General features: G+C 55.6%; 14 protein-coding genes. 11 read left to right on the top strand and 3 right to left on the bottom strand.

The window, feature by feature from the left end:
- The first annotated feature begins 428 nt into the window (after positions 1-428).
- Both ACONT6_RS15655 and rrtA read left to right on the top strand, forming a co-directional pair.
- Entirely contained in the window at positions 429-1127 is a 699-nt protein-coding gene (locus ACONT6_RS15655; protein WP_428819357.1) for a hypothetical protein, read from the top strand.
- Positions 1128-1139: 12 nt separating this feature from the next.
- On the top strand, positions 1140-1787 hold the full coding sequence (gene rrtA / locus ACONT6_RS15650; protein WP_428819356.1) for a rhombosortase: 648 nt from the start codon (positions 1140-1142) through the stop codon (positions 1785-1787).
- Here rrtA and ACONT6_RS15645 read toward each other — a convergent pair.
- Together ACONT6_RS15645 and ACONT6_RS15640 are read right to left on the bottom strand one after the other, a co-directional pair.
- Positions 1775-2560 carry a hypothetical protein gene (locus ACONT6_RS15645; protein WP_428819355.1) on the bottom strand — a complete coding sequence of 262 codons (786 nt, stop codon included), beginning with the start codon at positions 2558-2560 and terminating at the stop codon, positions 1775-1777. The two genes, rrtA and ACONT6_RS15645, sit on opposite strands and share 13 nt — an antisense overlap.
- Before the next feature lie 175 nt (positions 2561-2735).
- Positions 2736-5948, bottom strand: coding sequence for an SNF2-related protein (locus ACONT6_RS15640; RefSeq protein WP_428819354.1), 3213 nt, complete (start codon positions 5946-5948; stop codon positions 2736-2738).
- Positions 5949-6235: 287 nt separating this feature from the next.
- Between ACONT6_RS15640 and ACONT6_RS15635 the strand changes: the two genes are divergently transcribed.
- The 3 genes from ACONT6_RS15635 to ACONT6_RS15625 all read left to right on the top strand — a co-directional run bounded on the left by ACONT6_RS15635 (position 6236) and on the right by ACONT6_RS15625 (position 9211).
- Positions 6236-7000 (top strand): DUF3298 domain-containing protein, encoded by a 765-nt coding sequence (locus ACONT6_RS15635; RefSeq protein WP_428819353.1) that lies wholly within the window; start codon positions 6236-6238, stop codon positions 6998-7000.
- A complete protein-coding gene (locus ACONT6_RS15630; protein ID WP_428819352.1) occupies positions 6993-8231 on the top strand; it encodes an MFS transporter in 1239 nt (412 codons plus the stop codon). The genes ACONT6_RS15635 and ACONT6_RS15630 overlap by 8 nt, the downstream gene beginning before the upstream one ends.
- Positions 8232-8434: 203 nt before the next feature.
- Complete coding sequence (locus ACONT6_RS15625; protein WP_078085322.1) at positions 8435-9211, top strand: FadR/GntR family transcriptional regulator; 777 nt, start codon at positions 8435-8437, stop codon at positions 9209-9211.
- A gap of 238 nt (positions 9212-9449) precedes the next feature.
- Here the strand turns inward: ACONT6_RS15625 and ACONT6_RS15620 are convergent, their stop codons facing one another.
- Positions 9450-12524: a TonB-dependent receptor gene (locus ACONT6_RS15620; RefSeq protein WP_428819351.1), complete on the bottom strand. Its 3075-nt coding sequence runs from the start codon at positions 12522-12524 to the stop codon at positions 9450-9452.
- A 450-nt stretch (positions 12525-12974) separates the two neighbouring features.
- Between ACONT6_RS15620 and ACONT6_RS15615 the strand changes: the two genes are divergently transcribed.
- Genes ACONT6_RS15615 through ACONT6_RS15590 form a run of 6 tightly spaced genes read left to right on the top strand, consistent with a single transcriptional unit; the run spans position 12975 to position 21000 of the window.
- Positions 12975-15245, top strand: coding sequence for a chondroitinase-B domain-containing protein (locus ACONT6_RS15615; RefSeq protein ID WP_428819350.1), 2271 nt, complete (start codon positions 12975-12977; stop codon positions 15243-15245).
- 21 nt (positions 15246-15266) lie between these two features.
- The gene (locus tag ACONT6_RS15610; RefSeq protein ID WP_428819349.1) at positions 15267-17510 is read left to right on the top strand and encodes a heparinase II/III domain-containing protein; all 2244 of its coding nucleotides are present in this window, start codon (positions 15267-15269) and stop codon (positions 17508-17510) included.
- A gap of 16 nt (positions 17511-17526) precedes the next feature.
- A complete protein-coding gene (locus ACONT6_RS15605) occupies positions 17527-17868 on the top strand; it encodes a cupin domain-containing protein (RefSeq protein WP_181255134.1) in 342 nt (113 codons plus the stop codon).
- A 14-nt stretch (positions 17869-17882) separates the two neighbouring features.
- The gene (locus ACONT6_RS15600; RefSeq protein ID WP_428819348.1) at positions 17883-19178 is read left to right on the top strand and encodes an MFS transporter; all 1296 of its coding nucleotides are present in this window, start codon (positions 17883-17885) and stop codon (positions 19176-19178) included.
- A 59-nt stretch (positions 19179-19237) separates the two neighbouring features.
- Positions 19238-19987, top strand: coding sequence for an SDR family NAD(P)-dependent oxidoreductase (locus ACONT6_RS15595; RefSeq protein WP_428819347.1), 750 nt, complete (start codon positions 19238-19240; stop codon positions 19985-19987).
- A gap of 53 nt (positions 19988-20040) precedes the next feature.
- Positions 20041-21000, top strand: coding sequence for a sugar kinase (locus ACONT6_RS15590; RefSeq protein ID WP_428819346.1), 960 nt, complete (start codon positions 20041-20043; stop codon positions 20998-21000).
- Positions 21001-21342 lie beyond the last annotated feature (342 nt).

Here is a 21342-nt window from a genome sequence, read left to right as displayed (position 1 = left end):
GGTTTATTTGATTTCACCAGACGCGGCCCGAGGCTTATGGTTACTCCCGTACCAAACAGCAGACTCATTCAAAGTCAGGGAGAAACACTATGCAGAATCCTAGTAGCGATAACGGAACCCAAGGGGGCCTCGAATGTAACTACGCCGACAACTACTACGGTGATCAGGTATGTGTGCTGAAAAAGTCGTGACTGAACTGGTGACGAGAGTACTTCTGAGCGCATTGCAGTCGCGCTACGGTGAGCGGAATTACGGTGACATGTGTAATGAAAGCAGTGCGAGGAGTGGTCACCAGTAGCGCTGGGTAGATGTGCGCTAATCCCTGCGTCGTACCGGTCCACTTTTCTTATTGCCATCCGACACCGGGAGCGTTAGCTTCCCATGCCGTGAAGGTTGCCCATGCAGCCGGTTTGAGCAGGTGTCCAACTATGAAGTTCTACAATCTCCGCACAGTCGCTTTCCTTGTGCTGAGCGCGGTAGTGACCGCGTGTTCCGCTCCCGAGTCACCGCAGGATGTAACCAAGGCATTCTGGCAGGCCGCCGTCCACGGGGATGCCGCGGACGTCGCCGAATATTCCACCCTCAAGGCCCCCGAGCGTTTCGATGCCGATTTTGCGCGCTGGGCCGAGTACCAGCCCTCTTGGGGACGGGTCATCATCGATAGCGATGAGGCGACTGTGGTTTCCCGTTTCTCCAGCAAGGAGAACCCGCAATACACCGGGCGCTCCTTTACCACCTATCTGGTCCAGCGGGACGGCGAGTGGCTGGTGGATTACGAGCGCACAGTCAGCAGCGCCCGCGGCGATGCTTTCGGCGACCTGTTGCGCCAGTTCGACCAGCTGGGCAAAAGCCTGTCGGAACAGTTTGACCAGTCGGCAGAGCAGGCCGGTGATCAGATGGACCTGATGCTCGAGCAACTGGGCCAGGAAATGGAAAGGGCCCAGGGGCAGATGAGCGAGCAGGCAACGGAAGCTGTGGAAAATTTTTCCGAAGAGCTGCGCAAGGCGCTGGAGGAAATGGATAAGTCGCTGCAGCGCGCACTGGAAGAAGAGCAGGAGCCGCCGGCGGAGGATGATGACAAGCGGTTTCACTCCGCAGCGCTGCAGAACCCTTTGCGAGCCGGGTAAAGTCCCTTCTTGATGGCTGATTATCTCGAAAGACTGCGTTTTCCTGCGGACTCAATTGGCCCGCTGGCACTGTTGCTGCTCTGCGTTTTGCTGCAGTTTTCGCAAAGCCTGTTCCCCGATGCGTTTTTATATGAACGCGCCGCCATCGCAAGTGGCCAATGGTGGCGCCTGTTGAGCGGACATCTGGTGCATACCAATACCGCGCATCTGCTATTGAACGGCGCCGGGGTTATAGCGCTCTGGCTGGTATTCGGCCGTAGCGCACTGCTTGGTAACCGCCATTCGGTCGCGAGGTATCTCGCACTGGTTGCGCTGCTGGCGCTGCTGATTAGCGGCGGACTCTGGCTCTGGTTCCCCGGCGTCGATAAATACTACGGTATCTCCGGGGTGCTGCACGGACTTTTCTGTTTCAGCGCCATCAGTGAACTTTCCCAGCGGCGCTGGTCAGGCGCGCTCCTGTTGGCGGGATGTGCTGGCAAGGTTGCCTGGGAGTGGATCGTCGGGCCGAGCGCGGCAACGGGTGCATTGATCGAGGCGGAGGTAGCGATTTCCAGCCACCTGCTGGGATCGATATTTGGCGCTCTGCTGGCGCTGCTTCTGTGGATAACTTCAGGTGAATCCATTTGGCGGCGCCAATCTCGGTTCGATTACTCATCCTGACCGTTTTTTTGGAACCAGCGTGCGAATACATTTTCTACCACCGGCACGATATTGATCCCCACCATCCACTGCGGGCCGAAGGCGTCAGGGCGTTCCACGTAATAGTTAATTTCAGCGCTGAACTTCCACGGCGTGTCGCCGAGAATGACCGTTTTACCCACCGAAAAATTTAATGGTACCGTCCACTCTTCGCTTTCCCAGTTGTACGTCGAGATGGGCGAACTGCTGAAGCTCCACGCATTGCCCGGCAGGTAGGCGGCGAACCATTGCAGCGTGGTTACGCTGATATCGTCATCCCCCCAGCCCGCCACATCCCACTGATGATTGGGGAAGAAGCCGACGATATATTTTTTCGCCATCTTGGCGATCAGGAATTCCGGACCGAGCAGCAGTTTCCCGCTGCCCAGCTCGCTGGACGTGGCGGTGGGGAGGGTGCCAGCTACGCCGGCGGACAGGATCAGGCCGGATTCCGAAGAGTGGCCGTAGGCCACGTCGAAACCGATATCCCCAAGCCCCAGTTCCTGGGTGAATTTTCCCTTGTTCGCGTCGTACTCCGGCTGGGAGAAATAGAGCGGGAAAGCCGGGCGCATGAAAAAAGTGTTCCCGCCGCCGAGCTTGATCGGGAAGGATGGCTGAAACAACAGTTCATATCCCCGTTGGCCATCCGCATCCGGCAGGCTGCCCTCAAACCAGCGAAACTGATTCTTGAAGGTCAGGCGCGCCAGGGAAGTGTTGGGGTTGGACAGTTTGCGCGAAATCTCATTGGCAGACATTTCCTCTTCTGCCAGAGCGTTCGCACATGGCGCCAGCAACAGACAGAAAAAAATACAGAAGCGAGTGCCCATGGTGAACCTGTTTACTGCGGTAGAACACTGCACCGGAATTGGGGCGCGCGTGCTCATAAGCCTAGCGCGGGATGGGCGTTACTGCCGTTGAGATTGTCGGGTCTTACGACAGCAGCGCCAGCAGGTCACCGCTGTTCTCGGGCAGTGTGCTGGACCTGGTTGCATCGAACAGGGCGTCCGCCAGTGCCTGCTTCTGTTGCTGCATCTGGTGAATCCGCTCCTCCACCGTGTTTTCCGCTACCAGCTTGTACACGAATACCGGCTTGTCCTGACCGATGCGGTAGGCGCGGTCGGTGGCTTGGTTTTCTACCGCGGGATTCCACCAGGGGTCCATGTGAATAACCACGTCGGCGGCGGTGAGGTTGAGCCCGGCGCCGCCGGCTTTGAGGCTGATCAGAAACACGCGGGCATCGCCGCTCTGAAAAGTGTCGATCGCCTGCTGGCGTTTGCGGGTCTGGCCGGTGAGTTTGGCGTAATCGATTCCCCGTTCCTGGAGTAGCTGTTCCACTAGCCGCAGGACTTCTGTGAACTGGGAGAAGATCAGCAGGTTGCGCCCTTCTTCGAGCAGCTGTGGCAGGGATTCTGCCAGCCAATTGAGTTTGGCACTCTCTTGCACGCCCGCGGCCTTGTCCAGCTTTACCAGGCGCGGGTCGATACAGGTCTGGCGCAGCTTCAGCAGCGCATCGAGGAATTCGATATGGCTTTTGCCCATGCCCTGGCGTGCCACCAGTTCTCGAATGCGTTTCTCCATGCTGATGCGCACACTTTCATATAGCGCCCGCTGTTTGCTGCCCAGCTCCACATACTGGATGGTTTCCGTTTTGGGCGGCAGTTCGGCAACTACTTCCGTCTTGGTGCGACGCAACATGAATGGCCGCACCTTGCGCGCGAGTTCCTGCTGGCGTTCCACATCCCCATGATTTTCAATCGGGGTGCGGTAGGCCTGGTTGAATGTCTTGCGGCCGCCCAGCAGCCCCGGCAGGGCAAAATCCATCAGCGACCAGAGTTCGCCGATGTGATTCTCCAGCGGTGTACCAGACAGGCACAGGCGGGTATCGCAGGGTATACGGCGCACATATTCGGCAATTTTTGTGGTGGGGTTTTTGATCGCCTGTGCTTCATCAAGCACCGCGAGGCTGAAGCTGGATTCTTTATAGTGTTCCCAGTCACGCACCAGCAGGGGGTAGGTGGTGATCACCAGGTCGCTGCTTTTGATTTCATCGAAGGCTGCGGCGCGATGCGGTCCGTGAATCAGGGTGACGTTTAAGTGGGGAGTGAATTGCGCGGCTTCATGCAGCCAGTTCCCGGTCAGGCTGGTGGGCGCGACAACCAGGGCGGGTTTCTCCAGCTGGCCGGTTTCCTTCATATGCTGAATCAGTGCGAGGGTCTGCAGTGTTTTGCCGAGTCCCATATCGTCCGCAAGAATACCGCCAAAGCCGTAGCGCTGCAGGAACACCAACCAGTTGAACCCCTCCTGCTGGTAAGGGCGAAGGGTGGCATTGAGCCCTTTCGGCAGTGGGATGTCCTCCAGTCCGGAATAGTCCCCCAGCTGTTCAATCATCTTGCGGGTGTCGGGGGCCTTGCGCTGGTCGAGCTCGGCTATCTCTGCAAACTGTGCGGCCTGGTACCCGGGTAACCGCACGGAGTTGCTGAGCTTTTTCTCTTTCAACAGGTCCAGCAGCAGGCCGTGGATACCTTGCAGCGGTTTGGTATTTACACTCACCCAGTCTCCGCCCACATTGATGGTGAGCTGGTCCGGCGCATCGTGCTCCAGCCAGTGCTCCACCACGTCGATGATGGGAACCTGGCAGCCGTCGTCCAGGGTCAGCTGCAGGTCGAATTCAAACCAGTGATCATCGCTATCCGCCAGCTGCACGGCAATATCCGCGTGATCCACTGCAAACTGGTAGCTGGGATCTTTGTTGATGACCCACCCCTGCTTTTCCAGCTCGGGTAGTGTTTCCTGCAGCAGGGTGTGCCAGCGCTGGGGGATGTCATCGGGCGCGCTCGGGTCGGGTAGCCACACTTCCTCCTGTCCGCCCAGTGCGTCGCGAATCAGGTACAGGTCCTGGGCGTGAATCTCATCGCAGTAGCGATGCTCTGCATCGACATTGCGGCGGATATGGTAGTAGGCGCCGTCGCGCTCCCGCGTGACTTCCGCTCCTTCGAAATGTCGGCTGTAGGGTGGTGCCAGGGCAAACCCCGCGTAGTCGAAATGCAGCTTCAGCGCGGGCAGTTTGTGCTGCTCGAGCTTGCAGCCCACCAGAGTGATATGGGGGGTACATGTGTCGATGTTGTAGAGCTTCGGTTCTACCGGCAACGGCAAGCGGGTGGCGGGAATACGCTGACGCAGCTGCACCGACATGATGCCCAGTTCATTTGCGGGCACCGCGGGCATGTTCAGCAGGTGCTGTAACTGCGCGCTGGGTAGTGGTGTGATGATGTCTCCAATCGCAGCGCTTTCCATCTCCAGGTAGCAGGGAGGGGTTACCGGGATCAGCTGCCACTGTTCAGCGGACTTCATACCCTCCAGGTTGGCGACCAGTTGTTGCGCATTGTTGTCCCGAGGCTGCCATTGCCAGCTGAGCCGCTTGCCCGCGGCCCGCTGCAGGGCGCAGTCGTCCAGATAAAAGCGCCCGCTATCGAGCAGCAGCATCAATGCCCGATGTCCCTGTTCTCCAAGCAATCCCAGGCGGCCGGCGGCGTTGATACGCGGCAGCAACTGCAGAATGGTGACATCTTCGTCCAGCAGGTGGCTGGGACGGTTCCAGCCCAGATTGACGGTGTCCGGAGCGAAGTGTCGCAGCTGGCTCCAGCTGTCATCTTTTTTCAGGTAGGCTTTTTTGGTGGCGAGACGAAGGCCCCCCTGCTCATCCTCTTCCAGAAAATACAGCAGATAGTGTCTGCCGTGCTCCAGTGGCGCCGGCTCCGTAGCGGGCGCCGTGGGCAATCGCGATAGCCACTGGTGCCAGGCAGCCTCGGCAGGCTGCGCTGTTTTTTTACTGGGGGTGGGAGAGGGCGCCGGAGATTCGGTTTCCTGTTGAGTCTCTTGTAGCAATGCCAGTGCGGTGGCAACCGCGTGTTTACAGTTGAGCCCAACGGGACAGGAGCAGAGTCCTACCAGACGGCCGCGATCCACATCCAGCTCTACCCGGTAGATGTAGCGCGCCGACCCTTTTACCCGCCCGTGATAGGTGCCTGATTCCTCATCGTAAAATGCCTCCACCACCCGCCCGCGGGCGAAGTATTCCTCGCCACCGGCGAAGGTGGTCTCGTCGACCATGCGGTGGATGCTGTTGAGGGTGAAGGTGATCAAATACGGCTCCCGGGCAGTTTTTACGGATGCGTCTGGGGTGCAAACCTTGCACTTTAGCACGAGATTGCGCGCTCGGCAGAGGGCAGGCCGCCAAGCTGGTACAGACGGAGCGTCACGACTTGGAGTAGCATGAGCGCCACGTAACGCGCGTATTATTTACCCTGTTCATACAGCGCCACCTGGCGGAGACAGCAGGGATAGCGAACCGGTATGGAGGGAGTTCATCGGTGATGTCCATTTCGACAATTCTTGGCCCAATACAATCAAAGATACCGTTCAGCACGGCAGTGCTAATCAGCCTGTCGCTGGCACTTGGCCTGGCGGGCTGCGAAAAAGAGGCCGCGAGAGCTCCGGCCGAACTCGAATCGAAAATAGAAACCCTGGAAATGCGTGCACCGGATTGCCTGTCTGCGGATGAGTGCACGCTGGTGAATATCCGGCGGGAAGTCTTTGCCGACCGCCCGGCGTTGAATGACGCCATCTATGAACAAATGCTGCAGCAGCTACAGGGGAATGGTGAGACCGCCGCTGAACCGCAGGACTCCCTGGAAAAGGTTGCGCAGAAATTTATCCAGGAGGCCGCCAGCGTTTCGGATATCTCTGCCGCCCAGTGGCGGCTGGATGGGGATGCGAAAAAGCTCGCCCGCTATGGCGACCTGCTGACCATCACCGTCAATACATACCTGTATACCGGTGGCGCGCACGGCATGCCCGTGGCGCGCTGGCTGAACTGGGATCTCACACAGGACAGGCAGCTTTCGCTCGCGGATGTGATCAAACCGGGGCAGGAAAAGGCATTCTGGAAACTGGCGGAAGAATCGCACCAGCAGTGGCTCGATACCCAGAACACCGACAAGGATTTTCGCCAGAACTGGCCATTTGCGCACAGCGATGACTTCAAGCTGGACCACGATGGTCTGGTGTTGTTGTATGGCGTTTATATCCTCGGCCCCTATTCCATGGGCGAGGTGAAATTAAGCGTGCCAAACGAAAAACTGAAGGGCGTTATACGCGACAAATATCTGTCGCAAGCGGGAAACCCCCGTGACTGATAGCAGTATCCAACCCAGCGACATCCCCCTGGAACTCAGCGAGCGTGAGCAGCGCGGTAATATCTGGCGGCTTGCCGTCGCCCAGGCACTGGCCGGAGCCAATTCCGTGGTGGTGTACGCCACCGGCGCAATTGTCGGCAGTACACTGGCGCCGACTCCGATACTGGCGACACTGCCGCTGTCGATATTCGTGGTGGGCATGGCCCTGTGCACGTTACCTGTAGGCGCCATTGCCGGGCGCTACGGCAGACGCACCGCGTTTCTGGCCGGTGCGGGCTGTGGCGTACTCGCCGGCCTGCTGGCCATGTACGCCTCGTTTACCAGTGATTTCTGGCTGTTTTGCCTGTCGACGTTTTTCGGCGGGGCTTACGCTGCGGTGGTGCTGTCGTTTCGCTTCGCCGCCGCTGATGGCGTCGCCCCCGCGCGCAAGGCGCGGGCACTGTCCATGGTTATGGCCGGCGGGGTTGCCGCCGGCGTTGTCGGCCCGCAACTGGTGACCTGGACCATGGACCTGTGGCCGCAGCAGTTGTTCGCCGTCACCTTCCTTGCTCAGGCCATCGTCGCTGCACTATCCGCGTTCATCCTGTTTGGCGTGCGCCTGCCTATACCCAGTGCGGCGCAAAAGCGCGGCGGACGCCCGCTCGCGGCCATCGCCCTGCAGCCGCGCTTTATTGCCGCCGCCACCTGCGGGGCGATCTCTTACACCCTGATGAACTTTCTGATGACCGCCGCCCCTCTGGCCATGCACATGCACGGTCACTCCACCGCATCGTCCAACCTCGGTCTGCAGTGGCATGTGATCGCCATGTTCGCGCCGAGCTTCTTCACCGGAAGAATCATCGCGCGCTTTGGCGCAGAGCGGGTGATGATTACAGGACTGGTATTGATCGGAATATCCGCTGCAGTCGGTCTCAGGGGAGCCGAGGTGGTGCACTTCTGGTGGACGCTGATTCTTCTCGGCCTGGGCTGGAACTTTGGTTTCCTCGGCGCTTCCGCGCTGGTGCTCGAGTGTCACACCGACGCCGAAAAAACGCGTGTGCAGTCCCTCAACGACTTCATCGTATTTGGCCTGATGGCCCTGGGCTCTTTTGCTTCCGGCGGAATCCTGGGTGTCTACGGCTGGAATACCGTGCTGTGGGTATCTTTCCCGCCCCTTGCAATAACGGTGTTAGCGCTGGTTGTTCTGCAGTTCCGGGAAAAGCCTGTGAATGCGGAAGCGGTCGAGCAGTGACGAGTGAGCGAGTGAATTGGATGGGGGTGACCGCTGCGTCATTGTGAGAGGGGCTGCCAAGTCAACCTGTCATGCCTAGCCATCATACCAATTATTCTTGCCTGTAAGACCAGTCATGGTAACATCTAAACACCAGTACTTGGCCCATTTAGTCATCGTCTGAACCGGCCAAGTTTTTCGAGTTTGAGATCGGGTTGCGTTAGATGAAAACTGAATTTGTGACCAGCGGCCGTCGTATATACCAGCAAGTGGTAGAGAAGATGCTCAAGCTTCTCGATAGCGGCGAGTACCCACCTGGAGTGCGCTTGCCATCTGAGCGTGAGCTGTCCGAAATGTTCGACGTAAGTCGTCCAAGTATCCGGGAAGCTATTATTGCACTTGAGGTCATGGGGCGCGTTGCTGTGCGCACCGGTTCTGGTGTTTACGTCATTGAGCCTGTCAGTGTATTTGCCGACAGCAAGGAGTTCAGTCCGTTTGAGCTGACTGAGGCTCGGGTTCTGGTAGAAGGCGAGGCGGCCGCCCTGGCGGCAACCATGATTACTGAAGAGCAACTGGAAGACTTGCGCAGTGCCTACAGAGATATGGTACGTGAGAATGAAGAAGGCAATCTGACCTCCGAGCGCGCGGACCGTAAATTCCATGAGGTGATCTCCCGCGCGACCCAGAATCGCGTACTGGTCAGTACCATCAACAAGTTGTGGGATATCCAGGGGCAGTCACCTGATATCCAATCGGTTCACAAGTCCGTGTGTAAGAAAGACGGCCAAAAGCGACTTGCGGAGCACAAGGCCATTCTTCAGGCACTGGAAAGTGGCGATGCCTGTGCCGCGCGCAAGGCGATGCGGATGCACTTCAGCCGTTCCCTGAATGCGCTGCACGATGCCTCAGAAGCAAAAGCCGTGGAGGTGGTGCGTCGGGAAGTGTCAGAGCGGCGCAAACGCTTTTCCATTGACCGCCTGGGTGAAACCACCGGGTTCTAATCGCGTCCAAAAAATCGATTCTGTAAAAAGGCCATACCGATACGACGGTATGGCCTTTTTTTGTATGAAAGAGCCTGGTAATACTCGGACATAAAAAAGCCCGCACTGGGCGGGCAAATAAATTCCGACAGGCGGCACCCTGTCAGATGGAGAAGAGACAACCAATCAAACAAACTGAAGAGCCTGCAACCCTATTTCGAAGGATGGATTGCAAGCTCCTATATGCCTTGGATAGCGCTTAGAACTTGGCTTTCAAACCAAGGAATACTCGCGGTCCGTAGCTATTCAACTCACCCAGGTTGTCGCGGGTGTAGAAGTACTGCTTTTTCGGCTCATCAAACAGGTTGATGGCTTCAAGGCTGACTCTCACATTATCGCTGACACGGTAAGAAGCTTTCATTTCCCACACGCCGACATCACCGACATAACGCAGACGGGTGCCATTGCTGGTGTAGGGCTGGAAGTACTCGCTGCGATACTTGTAGATCAGGCTAGTATCGAGATCACCGATCTGATAGTACAGCTGGCCGGAGAAAACATTCTCGGAGAAGCCGGGAATATTACCGGGAGCGATGATGCCGATGTTCTCAGAAACTACTTCACCGGCTTCATTCAATACAACCGAGTCGCCGTACAGGCTGTCCTCAAATTCAAAGTCAGAGTCGGCATAGTTGTAGCTGGCCTTCGCGCCCAGTCCGCTCAGGTAGCCCGGCAGATAAGAGAAGCGATGGGTTGCAGTCATTTCGAAACCGGTCAGCGCACTGGTGTCTTCATCGGTACGCGTGATATTGAACTGCGCCGGGATGGTCTGGCCATCAACCTCGAAAGTTTCGGTAACCTGCGCGGTTTCGAATCCACCCTGGAACCGTTTGTGGTAAACGCCAAATGCGAGCATGGTGTCGTCGTTCGGGTACCACTCGATTGCAGTGTCGAAATTCCATGAGGTCAGCGGCTTCATGTTCGGATTGCCATCGCCGCTAACACCATCCAGCAGGTCGGCAACATCGACGATGTCGTCCGACCCGTTAGTGTCGAATGCGCGCTTGTAGCCGAGGTCGGCGGGATCCGGACGGGACAGACCGCGATAAACAGCACCGCGAACCAGCAAATCATCTCTGACATCGGCTACCAGGTTGAAGCTCGGTAAGAACTCGGTGTAATCACCACCGGCGCTCACTCGTTCGAGATCAGCACCTTCAACTTCTTCCATGGCGTAGGTGCCATCAGAATTGGTGATGATAGTGTAGGGAGTGCGGTAACCGACAGACTCCACTTCAGTCTGCACCACGCGTACGCCAACATTGCCATGCACCGGGGTGCCCGCGAGTGAGCTAAAGAAGTCCGCCATCACATAGGCGGCGGTGGTGGTTTCAGTCACGTCGGTGAGATTGGCACTTTTCTCGTCCAGTTCCGGGTAGGCAAAGCTTTCACCCAGATGATTGAGGACCATGTCCGCAACACAATTGGTATCGAAAGTGGCCCACTCACTGGTGCGACCGATGACGTTACCGTTCTCATCCACGGTGGTTATGAGGCTGCCATCGCTCTCCGCGTTCATGAAATCGCTTTCCGGGAAGGCGATTGCACAGGCTTCGTTGATTGCCAGTAGCGCAGCTTCGCTCTCGTCGTCACCGCGATCGATTTCGTAGGTGTCGCGGGCGCTACCCAGGTCTACATATTCCTGTTCCGAGAAGCGGAGACCACCGCGAACCGCAGTAATGAAGTTGCCATCCAGGCGCAGATCGAAGTCGGTGCGGAAAGCTTCGTTACTGTTGCGCCGGTCGACATCGTTATCGACGCGAATGCGGTATTCGTCAGAGAACAGGCTGTGGTCGTTTACGTCAAAATCAGTAATGGTGTACTGACGGATCTCGGAGTCCATATCCCAGTAAACGAGTGGACGGTATCCAGCAGCTGTGGAATCCCCGAAGATGTTGCTGTTGTCGGACTGAGTGCGCAGCAGTATCTGCTTTTCGTCACGGGTCGTCTCAGAGAATGAGTAGTCCGCGGATACAGTCAGGTTGTCAGTGAAATCGTAAGATACGTTAAGCCCGTAACCCAGGTAATCCTCTGTACGCGCGTAGGTTTCACTGTTGGATTCGATCGCGGTTTCACCTGCCCACTCGAGAACGGTGCCGGTATCTGTAAATACGAGGTTCTCGGCAGTAACTCCGGGAGTTGTACGCTTCTGGTTTGCAAAGTTCAGGTCATGGCGCTGTTCAGACTGAACACGCTCTGACTGCTGCAGGTCGAAGTTGATATCGGTCTTGTCATTGGGCTGGAACTGCAGAGCAACAAATACAGCATCGCGCTCGTCCGAGGTGTCGTTCTGGCGGTAGCCGTTGGAGCTTGGTGCGAACGCATACCGGGTGCCGTCACTTTCAGCCTTGCCTGTTTCTGGATCTACAGCGGTCTGGTAACCCTGATTGCTGGAGCCATCGATTTGATCTTCACAGTCACCGGCAGAGGCACGGAAGAAGCCTTCGTTGGTGTTGTTCGGATCATAAAGACACGCAAAGCGGGATGAGCCGCTAGGGCTGGAAGAGCGCATCTCGGATTCTGGCTGGGAGATGTCGCTCTTCTCGAAGCCGAGAGAAACACCGAATGCCATGCCGTTATCGAACTCGAACTGGTCTACATAGCTGGCGCTGCCACGGAAGCCCATATCTCCGGCCATTGGGTCATCCAGGTTGGCCTGGTTCGGGTTGATATTGGCCTTGGCATCAATCTGGAAGCGCTGCTCGCCGTATTCCAGCGGCTTCAGTGTTTCCAATGCGATCAGGCCTGCAACGCCGCCTTCAATCAGGCTGGCATCCTGGGTCTTGTAAATTGCGATCTTATTCATCAGCTCGGATGGAAACTGGGAGAAGTTCACCGAGCGGTCACCACTGCCATTGGAAGCTGCACGACCATTAATCGTCGTCGCGCTCAGGTAAGGGCCCATGCCACGGATGGAAATTTCGGTGGCACCGCCGTTTTCACGGTGGGAGGAAGCGCCGGTTACGTTTTCCAGTGCTTCACCGATCGACAGAGCGGGAAGGTCACCGATCTCGTTGGCGGACATGCCGTCTACAATCGTGGTGGAGTTACGCTTGATATCAATCGTGGTTTGGATGGTGGCGCGAGTGCCGGTTACGACAACCTCTTCGAGCGCCTGGTCGGATTCTGCGGTCGCTGATTCCTGTGCATGGGCCATACCCATATAGGACGCAGCGGCCACTGCGGTCACCAGGATGGACTTCTTAAAGCATTTCCCGGAAAAGCTTTCTTCTTTAGCCATTACATCTCTCTCGTCTTTATTATTATCACGCATGATTACCCCCAAGGATGTCTGCGCTAGTTGATAGTAACAAGGGCACCCTTTATTGGCGCCTTCTTCATCGCTCATATCGCGGAATTTTTTATAAGCCTTTTGACCGGTGACAACCGCTTTTGGTCGACCACCCACGATCTCGCCAGCACAAACTCTCACCAGTCTGCAAGGCAGTCAACCAATTTTAAGGAAAAGTTCACATTTTGGACTGACCCCTGCCTGTTTTTTGTGCGTTAAAGTGGAGGTTTTCGGGCGCCGCACCAAATCGGAACAAGGTTTCTCGCATAACTGGTTAGCTTGATTGGTTGACAATTATTTTTGACCAATTTAGTCTGGCCCCATAATAACTCCGGTGTTCCATTTGGTGCCCCGCTGTGGTGCAAGCGTGAGACGGGCGCACGGGCAGGTAATCCGGAATAACGAAAACCCAGAAAAAAGATTCAGGTGATCATGAGAGCTTCAGGAATCAAGCCACTGCTGGCCGCCACGCTGCTTACCTTCGGGCAAGCATCCCTGTTCTGTGTTCAGGCTTCTGCTGAGGAGTACCTGGTACACGACCAGGAGGAGTACGCGAAGGTAGCCAAGAATCTTGAAGCTGGCGATAGCGTGGTGCTCGCAAATGGCATCTGGAAGAATTTTGAAATTCTGTTCACCGGAAATGGTGAAAAAGGGAACCCGATTACGCTCACATCGCAAGAAAAGGGCAAGGTAGTTCTCAGCGGGCAGTCCAATCTGCGTCTGGCAGGGGAGTATCTGGTGGTGTCCGGCCTCGTATTTAAGGATGGATACACCCCGAGCAGTGAGGTGGTTGCCTTCCGGCGCAACAAGGAGCATCTGGCCAACCATTCACGTGTGACCGAAATTGTGATTGAAGACTTCAGTAAGCCGGAGCGCATGGATTCTGATTACTGGGTCGGTATCTACGGTAAGAACAATCGCTTCGACCACAGTCATCTTGCCGGCAAGCGCAATAAGGGCGTGACCATGGCGGTGCGCCTGAATAGCGAAGACAGCCAGGAAAACCGTCACCGTATCGATCACAACTATTTTGGTCCGCGCCCGGTGCTTGGTTCCAATGGTGGCGAGACTCTGCGCATTGGCACCAGCCACTACTCCCTGACTGATTCTCTGACAGTGGTCGAGAATAATTTCTTCGACCGTTGTGACGGAGAGGTGGAAATCATCTCCGTCAAGTCTGGCAAAAATATTCTGCGTAACAACACCTTCTTTGAGTCCCGTGGCACCCTGACCATGCGTCACGGTAACGGCAACCTGATAGAAGGCAACGTGTTCCTGGGTAACGGTGTGGATCACACCGGTGGTATTCGCGTGATCAATGCGGACCAGGTAATTCGCAACAATTATCTCGAAGGTCTCACAGGCTACCGGTTTGGGAGTGGGTTCACCGTGATGAACGGTGTTCCCAATTCTCCCATCAATCGCTATCACCAGGTGGTGAACGCGCAGATTGAGAACAACAGCTTTATCAATGTGGAGCATATACACCTGGCCGCCGGCAGTGACCAGGAACGCACTGCGGTACCGCAAGACTCCACTATTGCCGACAATATTTTTTATACCGAGAGCGGCAAGTCGCCATTTTCCGTATTCGACGATATTTCCGGTATTACCTTTGCCAACAATATTTCCAACGGGTTTGTGGACAAGAAAATCCACGAAGGTATTGATCGGGGTGTTGGCAAACTGAAGCGCGCCGACAATGGTCTGCTCTATCCAGCCAGCAAATCAGCGGCAGACAAGGGCGCTAGCAAAGACCTGGTGGTCACCACCCGGGAAATGACCGGTGCCTCCTGGTATCCGAAGTCCGAACCGGTTACCCCGTTTGATAGTGGTAAAACCGTCCGGGTGCGACCCGGTGAGAATGCCTTGTTCGATGCCATCGCCAGCGCGGCCGATGGCGATACTCTTGTGCTCGAAAGCGGCGTCTACAGCGCAACCAAGCGCCTGGATATCAACAAGACTCTGACCATCAGGGCGAAAAAGCAGGGCAAGGTTACCCTGACCAGTGGACGTCCAGTGATGTTTGAAATCCAGGACGGCGGCAGCCTGTCTCTGGATGGTCTGGTCATCAGCGGGGCCAACAGCCCGGACAATGCGGGTAATATCCTGATCCGTACCGCGGTGTGGGGCATGCTGAAGAACTACCGCTTTTCCATGACCAATAGTCGCGTGGAAAATCTGGATATCAACCACTCATACCATTTTTTCGACTCGGGCCTGCGCGCCTTTGCCGATACCATCACCCTGGCCAACAACCAGTTTGAAAACATCTCCGGCGACCTGCTCAAACTCAACAAAGAGACCGATGACCTCGGTATTTACAACGCGGAATATGTGATCGTTACCGGAAATACGATCAAAAACGTGCGGGGCGCGTTGATTGACCTGTACCGCGGCGGCACCGACGAAAGCACGTTCGGGCCGCATATCGATTTCAGCGACAACACCGTTACCAGTTCCGGCCAGGGCAAACGCAACAAGGCGCAGGCGCTGATCAAGCTGCATGGCACCCAGGTGGCTGATATCCATGCAAACCGTATTGAAGACAGTGCGGGCATCGTGGTGGAGCACACCGTGGGTGAGCCGGTAACGCATATTGCCAATAACCAGTTCTTCAATGCGTCCTTGCCTGAAATAACAGAGCTAGTGGCGAAAGGTCCGCACACGGCAGTGCTCGCCAACAATGAAGTCAAGAACTAATTAAAAAGAAGAAGTAAATCCATGTTTGGCCATTCTGTTTTTAATCAGCAAAAGATATTCGCCGCCGGCGTCGCGCTCGCCGCGGGGGTGTCTGCCGCAGTTCTTGCGATGAATCCCCTGGTCGCATTTGCGGCAGATCACCCCAACCTGGTGATCAACGCTGCAGATGTAGATGCCATGCAGGGCGCGGTTGAGAAGCCTGGTCGTTTTCGCGAAGCCTTCCTTGCTACTCAGTCGGCGGTTAATCGTGCACTGGAGGCACCGCTGGCGGTGCCGGTCCCGGCTGACGCGGGCGGTGGTTATACCCACGAGCAGCACAAGAAGAATTACCAGCTGATGTACAACGCCGGCGTGCTGTATCAGATCACCGAGGATCCGAAGTATGCGGAACGCGTACGGGATATGTTACTGGCTTACGCTGAGCTGTACCCAAACCTGCCCTTGCACCCCAAGCGCCGTGCGGGGGCGACCAATCCGGGTAAGCTATTCTGGCAGAGCCTGAATGAAGCCGTATGGCTGGTTTACACCATTCAGGCCTACGACTTGATTCGTTCTTCTCTTTCTGATGCGGAAGCGAAAAAGATCGAGCAGGGTGCACTGCGTCCCGTGGCCAGGTTTCTTTCAGTAGATTCACCGAAAACTTTCAATAAGGTGCACAACCACGGTACCTGGCTGACCGCTGGCGTCGGTATGGCCGGTTATGTGCTGGATGAGCAGGAGTGGGTTGAGCAGGCGCTGTTGGACCTGGAGAAGTCTGGCAAGGGCGGCTTTCTTCGCCAGCTAAGCACCCTGTTTTCACCGGACGGTTACTATAACGAAGGGCCCTACTATCAGCGCTACGCACTGATGCCGTTCGTGACCTTTGCCAAGGCAATCGAAAATAATGAGCCAGAGCGGCGCATTTTCGAATACCGTGACGGTATCGTGCTGAAAGCCATCGATACCACCATCCAGCTAAGCTACAACAACCTGTTCTTCCCGATTAACGATGCGATCAAGAGTAAGGGGATCGATACTTCGGAGCTGGTGCTCGGTGTGACCATTGCTTTTGGCGAGTCCGGTAATCCGCAGCTGCTCGATATTGCCGCCCGGCAGGATCAGATTCTACTTTCCGGTGATGGTCTCAAAGTTGCCCAGGCGCTGGATGCCGGCGAGCAGCAGCCCTATGAATTCAAGTCATTCGCCTTCCGCGATGGAAAAAACGGTGATGAAGGCGCGCTGGTCGTACTGCGCCAGCAGGCCGATGGTGATCAGGCGTTGGTTTTCAAGCCTGCCGCACAAGGCATGGGGCATGGTCACTTCGACAAGCTTACGTGGCAGTTTTACGACCGCGGAGCAGAAATTGTTACGGACTATGGTGCCGCGCGCTTCCTGAATGTGGAGGCCAAGAACGGCGGTCGCTATCTGAAAGAAAACGAAACCTGGGCCAAGCAGACCGTGGCCCACAATACGGTTGTGATCGGCGAAACTTCACACTTCGACAACAACCTGAAAGTGGCCAACCAGAATCATCCGGATCTGCTGTTCTTCCAGGCGGATGATCAGGTCAAGATCAGCTCTGCCGAAATTGACTCGGCCTACCCGGGCGTGAGGCTTAAGCGCACTCTGGCGTTAGTGAATGATCCGCAAAGTGGCAGTGCCTTCGCCATCGACTTGTTTAATGTTGAATCCAAGAAGCAATCTCAGTTTGATCTGCCGTTGCACTATAACGGTCAGCTGGTGGACACCAATTTCAAGCTACAGGGCTACACCGATAGCCTGAAAGCGCTGGGTGCTGATAACGGTTATCAGCATCTTTGGTTGAAAGCCCGCGGCAAACCGGAATCCGGCCTTGCGCAGATAACCTGGCTGAACGACAACGGCCGGTTCTACACCCTGTCCAGTCTGGTCGATGGTGAAACTGAGCTGCTGTTTACCGAACTTGGAGCCAATGACCCGGACTTCAACCTGCGCTCCGAAAGAAGCTTTATTGCCCGTCGTGACAATACCCGTTCGCACACTTTCCTGAGCGTGCTTGAGCCCCACGGTGAGTACAACCCATCCCGGGAATACACAGTGAGAGCGGAAAGCCGGGTAAAGGCATTGGCACACCTGCGCAGCGGAGCTCTTGAGCTGATTGTGATCAGCACCCAAGAGGGTACTACGCAGTTACTGGCGTATAACCGCGATAGTGATATCGCGCCAGATATCAAGAACACCTTTGAGTTTCGTGGCAGTGAATACAGATTCACCGGCCGCGCCAGGCTCTTTCAGATTAAAAATTGAATAAGACGGAAAGGTTATGCCCGCAACTGATGCATTTGTTCAGGCCCAGGATGTTGACGTCGAAGATCTCGGCGGCGGTATCAAGCGACAGATTCTCGGCCACGACGACAATTTGATGATTGTTCGCGTTTGGTTTGAGGAAGGCAGTATCGGCTATGTTCACAAACACCCGCACACCCAGGTGAGCTACGTGGAAAGTGGCGAGTTCGAGGTGCAGGTAGATGGCCGCACAAAACTGCTGAAAGCTGGCGACAGCTTCTATATTGCGCCCCATCTGGAACATGGTGCTGTGTGTAAAAAGGCCGGAGTGCTGCTCGATACTTTCAGCCCCTACCGGGAAGACTTTCTGGGTAGTTAAACAGGACAATAATAATGAAGAACTTACGCTGGACTATTGTGTCCCTGGTGGCCCTGGCCACCATCATCAACTACATCGACCGAACCGCGCTGTCGGTAATGTGGCCGGGTATCGCTGATGATCTGGGGATGGACAGTCACGATTACGCCAACATTATGAGTGTATTCCTGATCGCTTACGCTATCGGTCAGGCAGTTTTTGGGCGCGTATTCGACGCAATCGGCACGCGTCTCGGATTTATGTTGTCGATTGTGGTTTGGTCCATTTCCATCGCGCTGCACGCACTGGCCAGTTCGGTAACGTCGTTCAGTATTTTTCGTACCCTGTTGGGCTTTGGTGAGGCGGGCAACTGGCCTGGTGCAACCAAGGCCAATGCGGAGTGGTTCCCGGCGAAGGAGCGCGCTCTGGCCCAGGGGATCTTCGGCGCAGGTGCGTCTGCGGGCAGTATTATCGCGCCACCTCTTGTGGCATTCCTGTATGCGTTCCTGGGTTGGCAGGCAACCTTTGTTGTGGTCGCGCTGCTGGGTTTTATCTGGCTGGTGCCATGGTTGATCATTTACAAGAGCGGTCCCGACGCCCACCCGTGGATTACAGCGGAAGAGCGCGAACTGATTCTCTCTGGGCAGATTACCGCGGAAGAAAACGAAGACGAGTATGTTCCGACGTTGCGCGAGCTGCTGTCTCACCGCCAAAGCTGGAGCGTAATCTCTGCAAGGTTCTTTATCGAACCGATCTGGTGGTTGTTTGTAGCATGGCTGCCGCTCTACCTGAACGACAAGTTTGGCTTTGACGTGAAGGCAATCGGTGCTTCTGCATGGATTCCTTACTGCGGCGCGGCAGCCGGTGCGCTATTCGGCGGCTGGTTGTCCGGTAAGCTGATGAGCAGTGGCTGGAGTGTGAACAAGGCCCGTAAGTTTGCGGTGCTGTTTGGCGGCTGCTGTATGCTCCCCGCCCTGCTCGCTACAACGGTAGCAGCAACACCTGCTACAGCGTTGGCCCTGATTACCGTCATCCTGTTCGGCTTCCAGGCCGCTATCAACAATATCCAGACGCTGCCCAGTGACTATTTCTCTGGCAAGAGTGTTGCCAGCCTCGCCGGTATCAGTGGCGCCGTTGGTGTAATCAGTGTGATTACTGCGATTCAGTTGGTGCCGATTATCACCAACGATGGCACCTATTACCCGCCATTCTTCATTCTCGGTGCTTCTTTGGTCCCGCTGATGTTGATTTCGGTTCTGTTTGTTGGGGGACGTATCAAGCCAGTGCGTAGCAAACAGGAAAAAAAAACACTCGCTGAAGCAGCGAACTAAATCAAGCTTGAAATATCTTCGATAAAAATCGGAACACACAATTACAGTTAGGAGTAGGTATGAAACTTCAAGGTAAAGTAGCCATCGTCAGCGGTGGGGCGCGGGATATCGGAAAAGCGGTATCCCTGAAGCTGGCGGCGGAAGGTGCAAAGGTGGTAGTAAACTACTTCAGCAATGCGCAGACTGCAGAAGAAACCCTGGCCGAGATCAAAGCGGCCGGTGGCGAAGCGATCATCGCCAAGGGCGATATGACCAAGCAAGCAGACGTGGCCAGCGTCGTTGCCGCGGCGCAAGCAGCTTACGGCAAAACCATTGATATCCTGGTAAATGTCGCCGGCGGTCTGGTAGAGCGTAAAACCATCGAAGAAATGGACGAGGATTTCTTCAATAAAGTCATCTCGCTTAACCTGAACAGCACCTTCCTGCTGACCAAAGCGGTTGTTCCGCATATGGATGGCGGTGCTATTGTAAACCTCGCTTCCCAGGCGGGCCGCGATGGTGGTGGCCCGGGTGCTTCTGCTTATGCGACTTCGAAAGGTGCGGTAATGACCTTTACCCGAGCCATGGCAAAAGAGCTGGGTCCGAAAAACATTCGTGTCAACTCGCTGTGTCCGGGCATGATCAGTACGACCTTTCACGACACCTTCACCAAAGATACCGTGCGCGAAAATGTTGCCAATGCGACGCCGCTGAAGCGCGAAGGTAAGGCTCCGGAAGTAGCTGATGCGGTGGCTTATCTGGCCTCTGAGGAAGCTTCCTTCATCACCGGAACCAATATCGATATCAATGGTGGCCTGTTCTTCTCCTGATTTCGAGGAGTGACCGGCGCGAGTATTACCTGAGGTAGAAGGCGGATCCCATCATGGAAAAGCGCATCGCAATTATCGGCGAGTGTATGCTGGAAATGAACCTGGAGGACGACTGTCGCAGTCATCACAGTGAGCCCTGCTTGGCAGCGGGGTTGTCTTTCGGGGGGGATACCCTGAATACCGCGCTTTACATGGCGCGGTTGGGCGCGGCTGTCGAATATGTTACCGCGCTGGGGGACGATCATCTGAGTGATTGGATGATCCGCCAGTGGCGGGCCGAGGGAATCGGGTGTGATCTGGTGAAACGCGAGGCAAATGCAACGCCCGGGCTGTACCTGATTGAAACCGATGGCGACGGTGAGCGCACTTTCCATTACTGGCGAGATCGATCTCCTGCCCGGCGTCTTCTGGATAACCCTAAAGCAGCTCGTGATGTATTCTCGCAATTGAGGCAGGTTTCAGCGATTTATCTTTCTGGTATTTCGCTGGCGATATTGTCGCCGTATGCACGGGAATGTCTGTTCGATTTTCTGGCAGAGTATCGCCAGGAAGGGGGCAAAATCATTTTTGATGGCAACTATCGCCCGCGGTTGTGGGGGAGTGAAATGCTCACCCGAAAAGCCTATGAGAAAATATACCGGCTCTCAGATATTGCCCTTCCCACGCTGGAAGACGAGCAAGCTTTGTTTGGCAGCGATAGCGCGAGTGCAGAACAGGTGCTCGAGCGTCTGCAAAACTGGGGCGTTGCCGAAATAGTGTTGAAGATGGGGCCCGATGGCTGTCTGGTTGCCGCCAACCGCACCGGAGCCAAGCAGGTGCCGTCAAACAAGGTGATGCCGGTAGATACCACTGCCGCGGGCGATTCGTTTAATGCCGGCTACTTGGCGGCGCGCCTTGCTGGTAAATCCATTGAGCAGTCTGCGGAAAGCGGCCATCGCCTGGCGTCTACTGTTATCCAGTATCGCGGTGCCGTCATTCCCGTATCGGCAATGCCCGACATGTCAGCCATGTAAATATCAGAGCTCGTTTCAAGAAAATACACTGTGTGCAGGTTTATCTTGCGCACAGCCTTTTTATTCTCTTTTCGTGCAGCACTGCTGTTCTTTTTATTCTCCCGTCCAACGTTTTCGTCAGTTTGCTGGCGCGAGTCTCGCTTGACGCCAAGTCTTCCAGATCCAGATTCACGTTTATTTTTTTGCCGGTGATGCATGTTGCCTGCGCGGGTCTGTATTGCGCTTTTTCGTCCTCTGGATATTACCAATCTGTATTACCAATATATGGTTTTCGTGGATTCCAGAAGTTAGAAGCTACCAGGTTAAAAAAAGCGCCAAAAAATTCATTTAGATATTTCCTTA

The organism is Microbulbifer sp. MCCC 1A16149 (assembly GCF_050368945.1).
Taxonomy (GTDB): Bacteria; Pseudomonadota; Gammaproteobacteria; order Pseudomonadales; family Cellvibrionaceae; genus Microbulbifer.
Note: the sequence above shows the minus strand (reverse complement) of the source record. Positions and strands in the feature narration are given on the sequence as shown.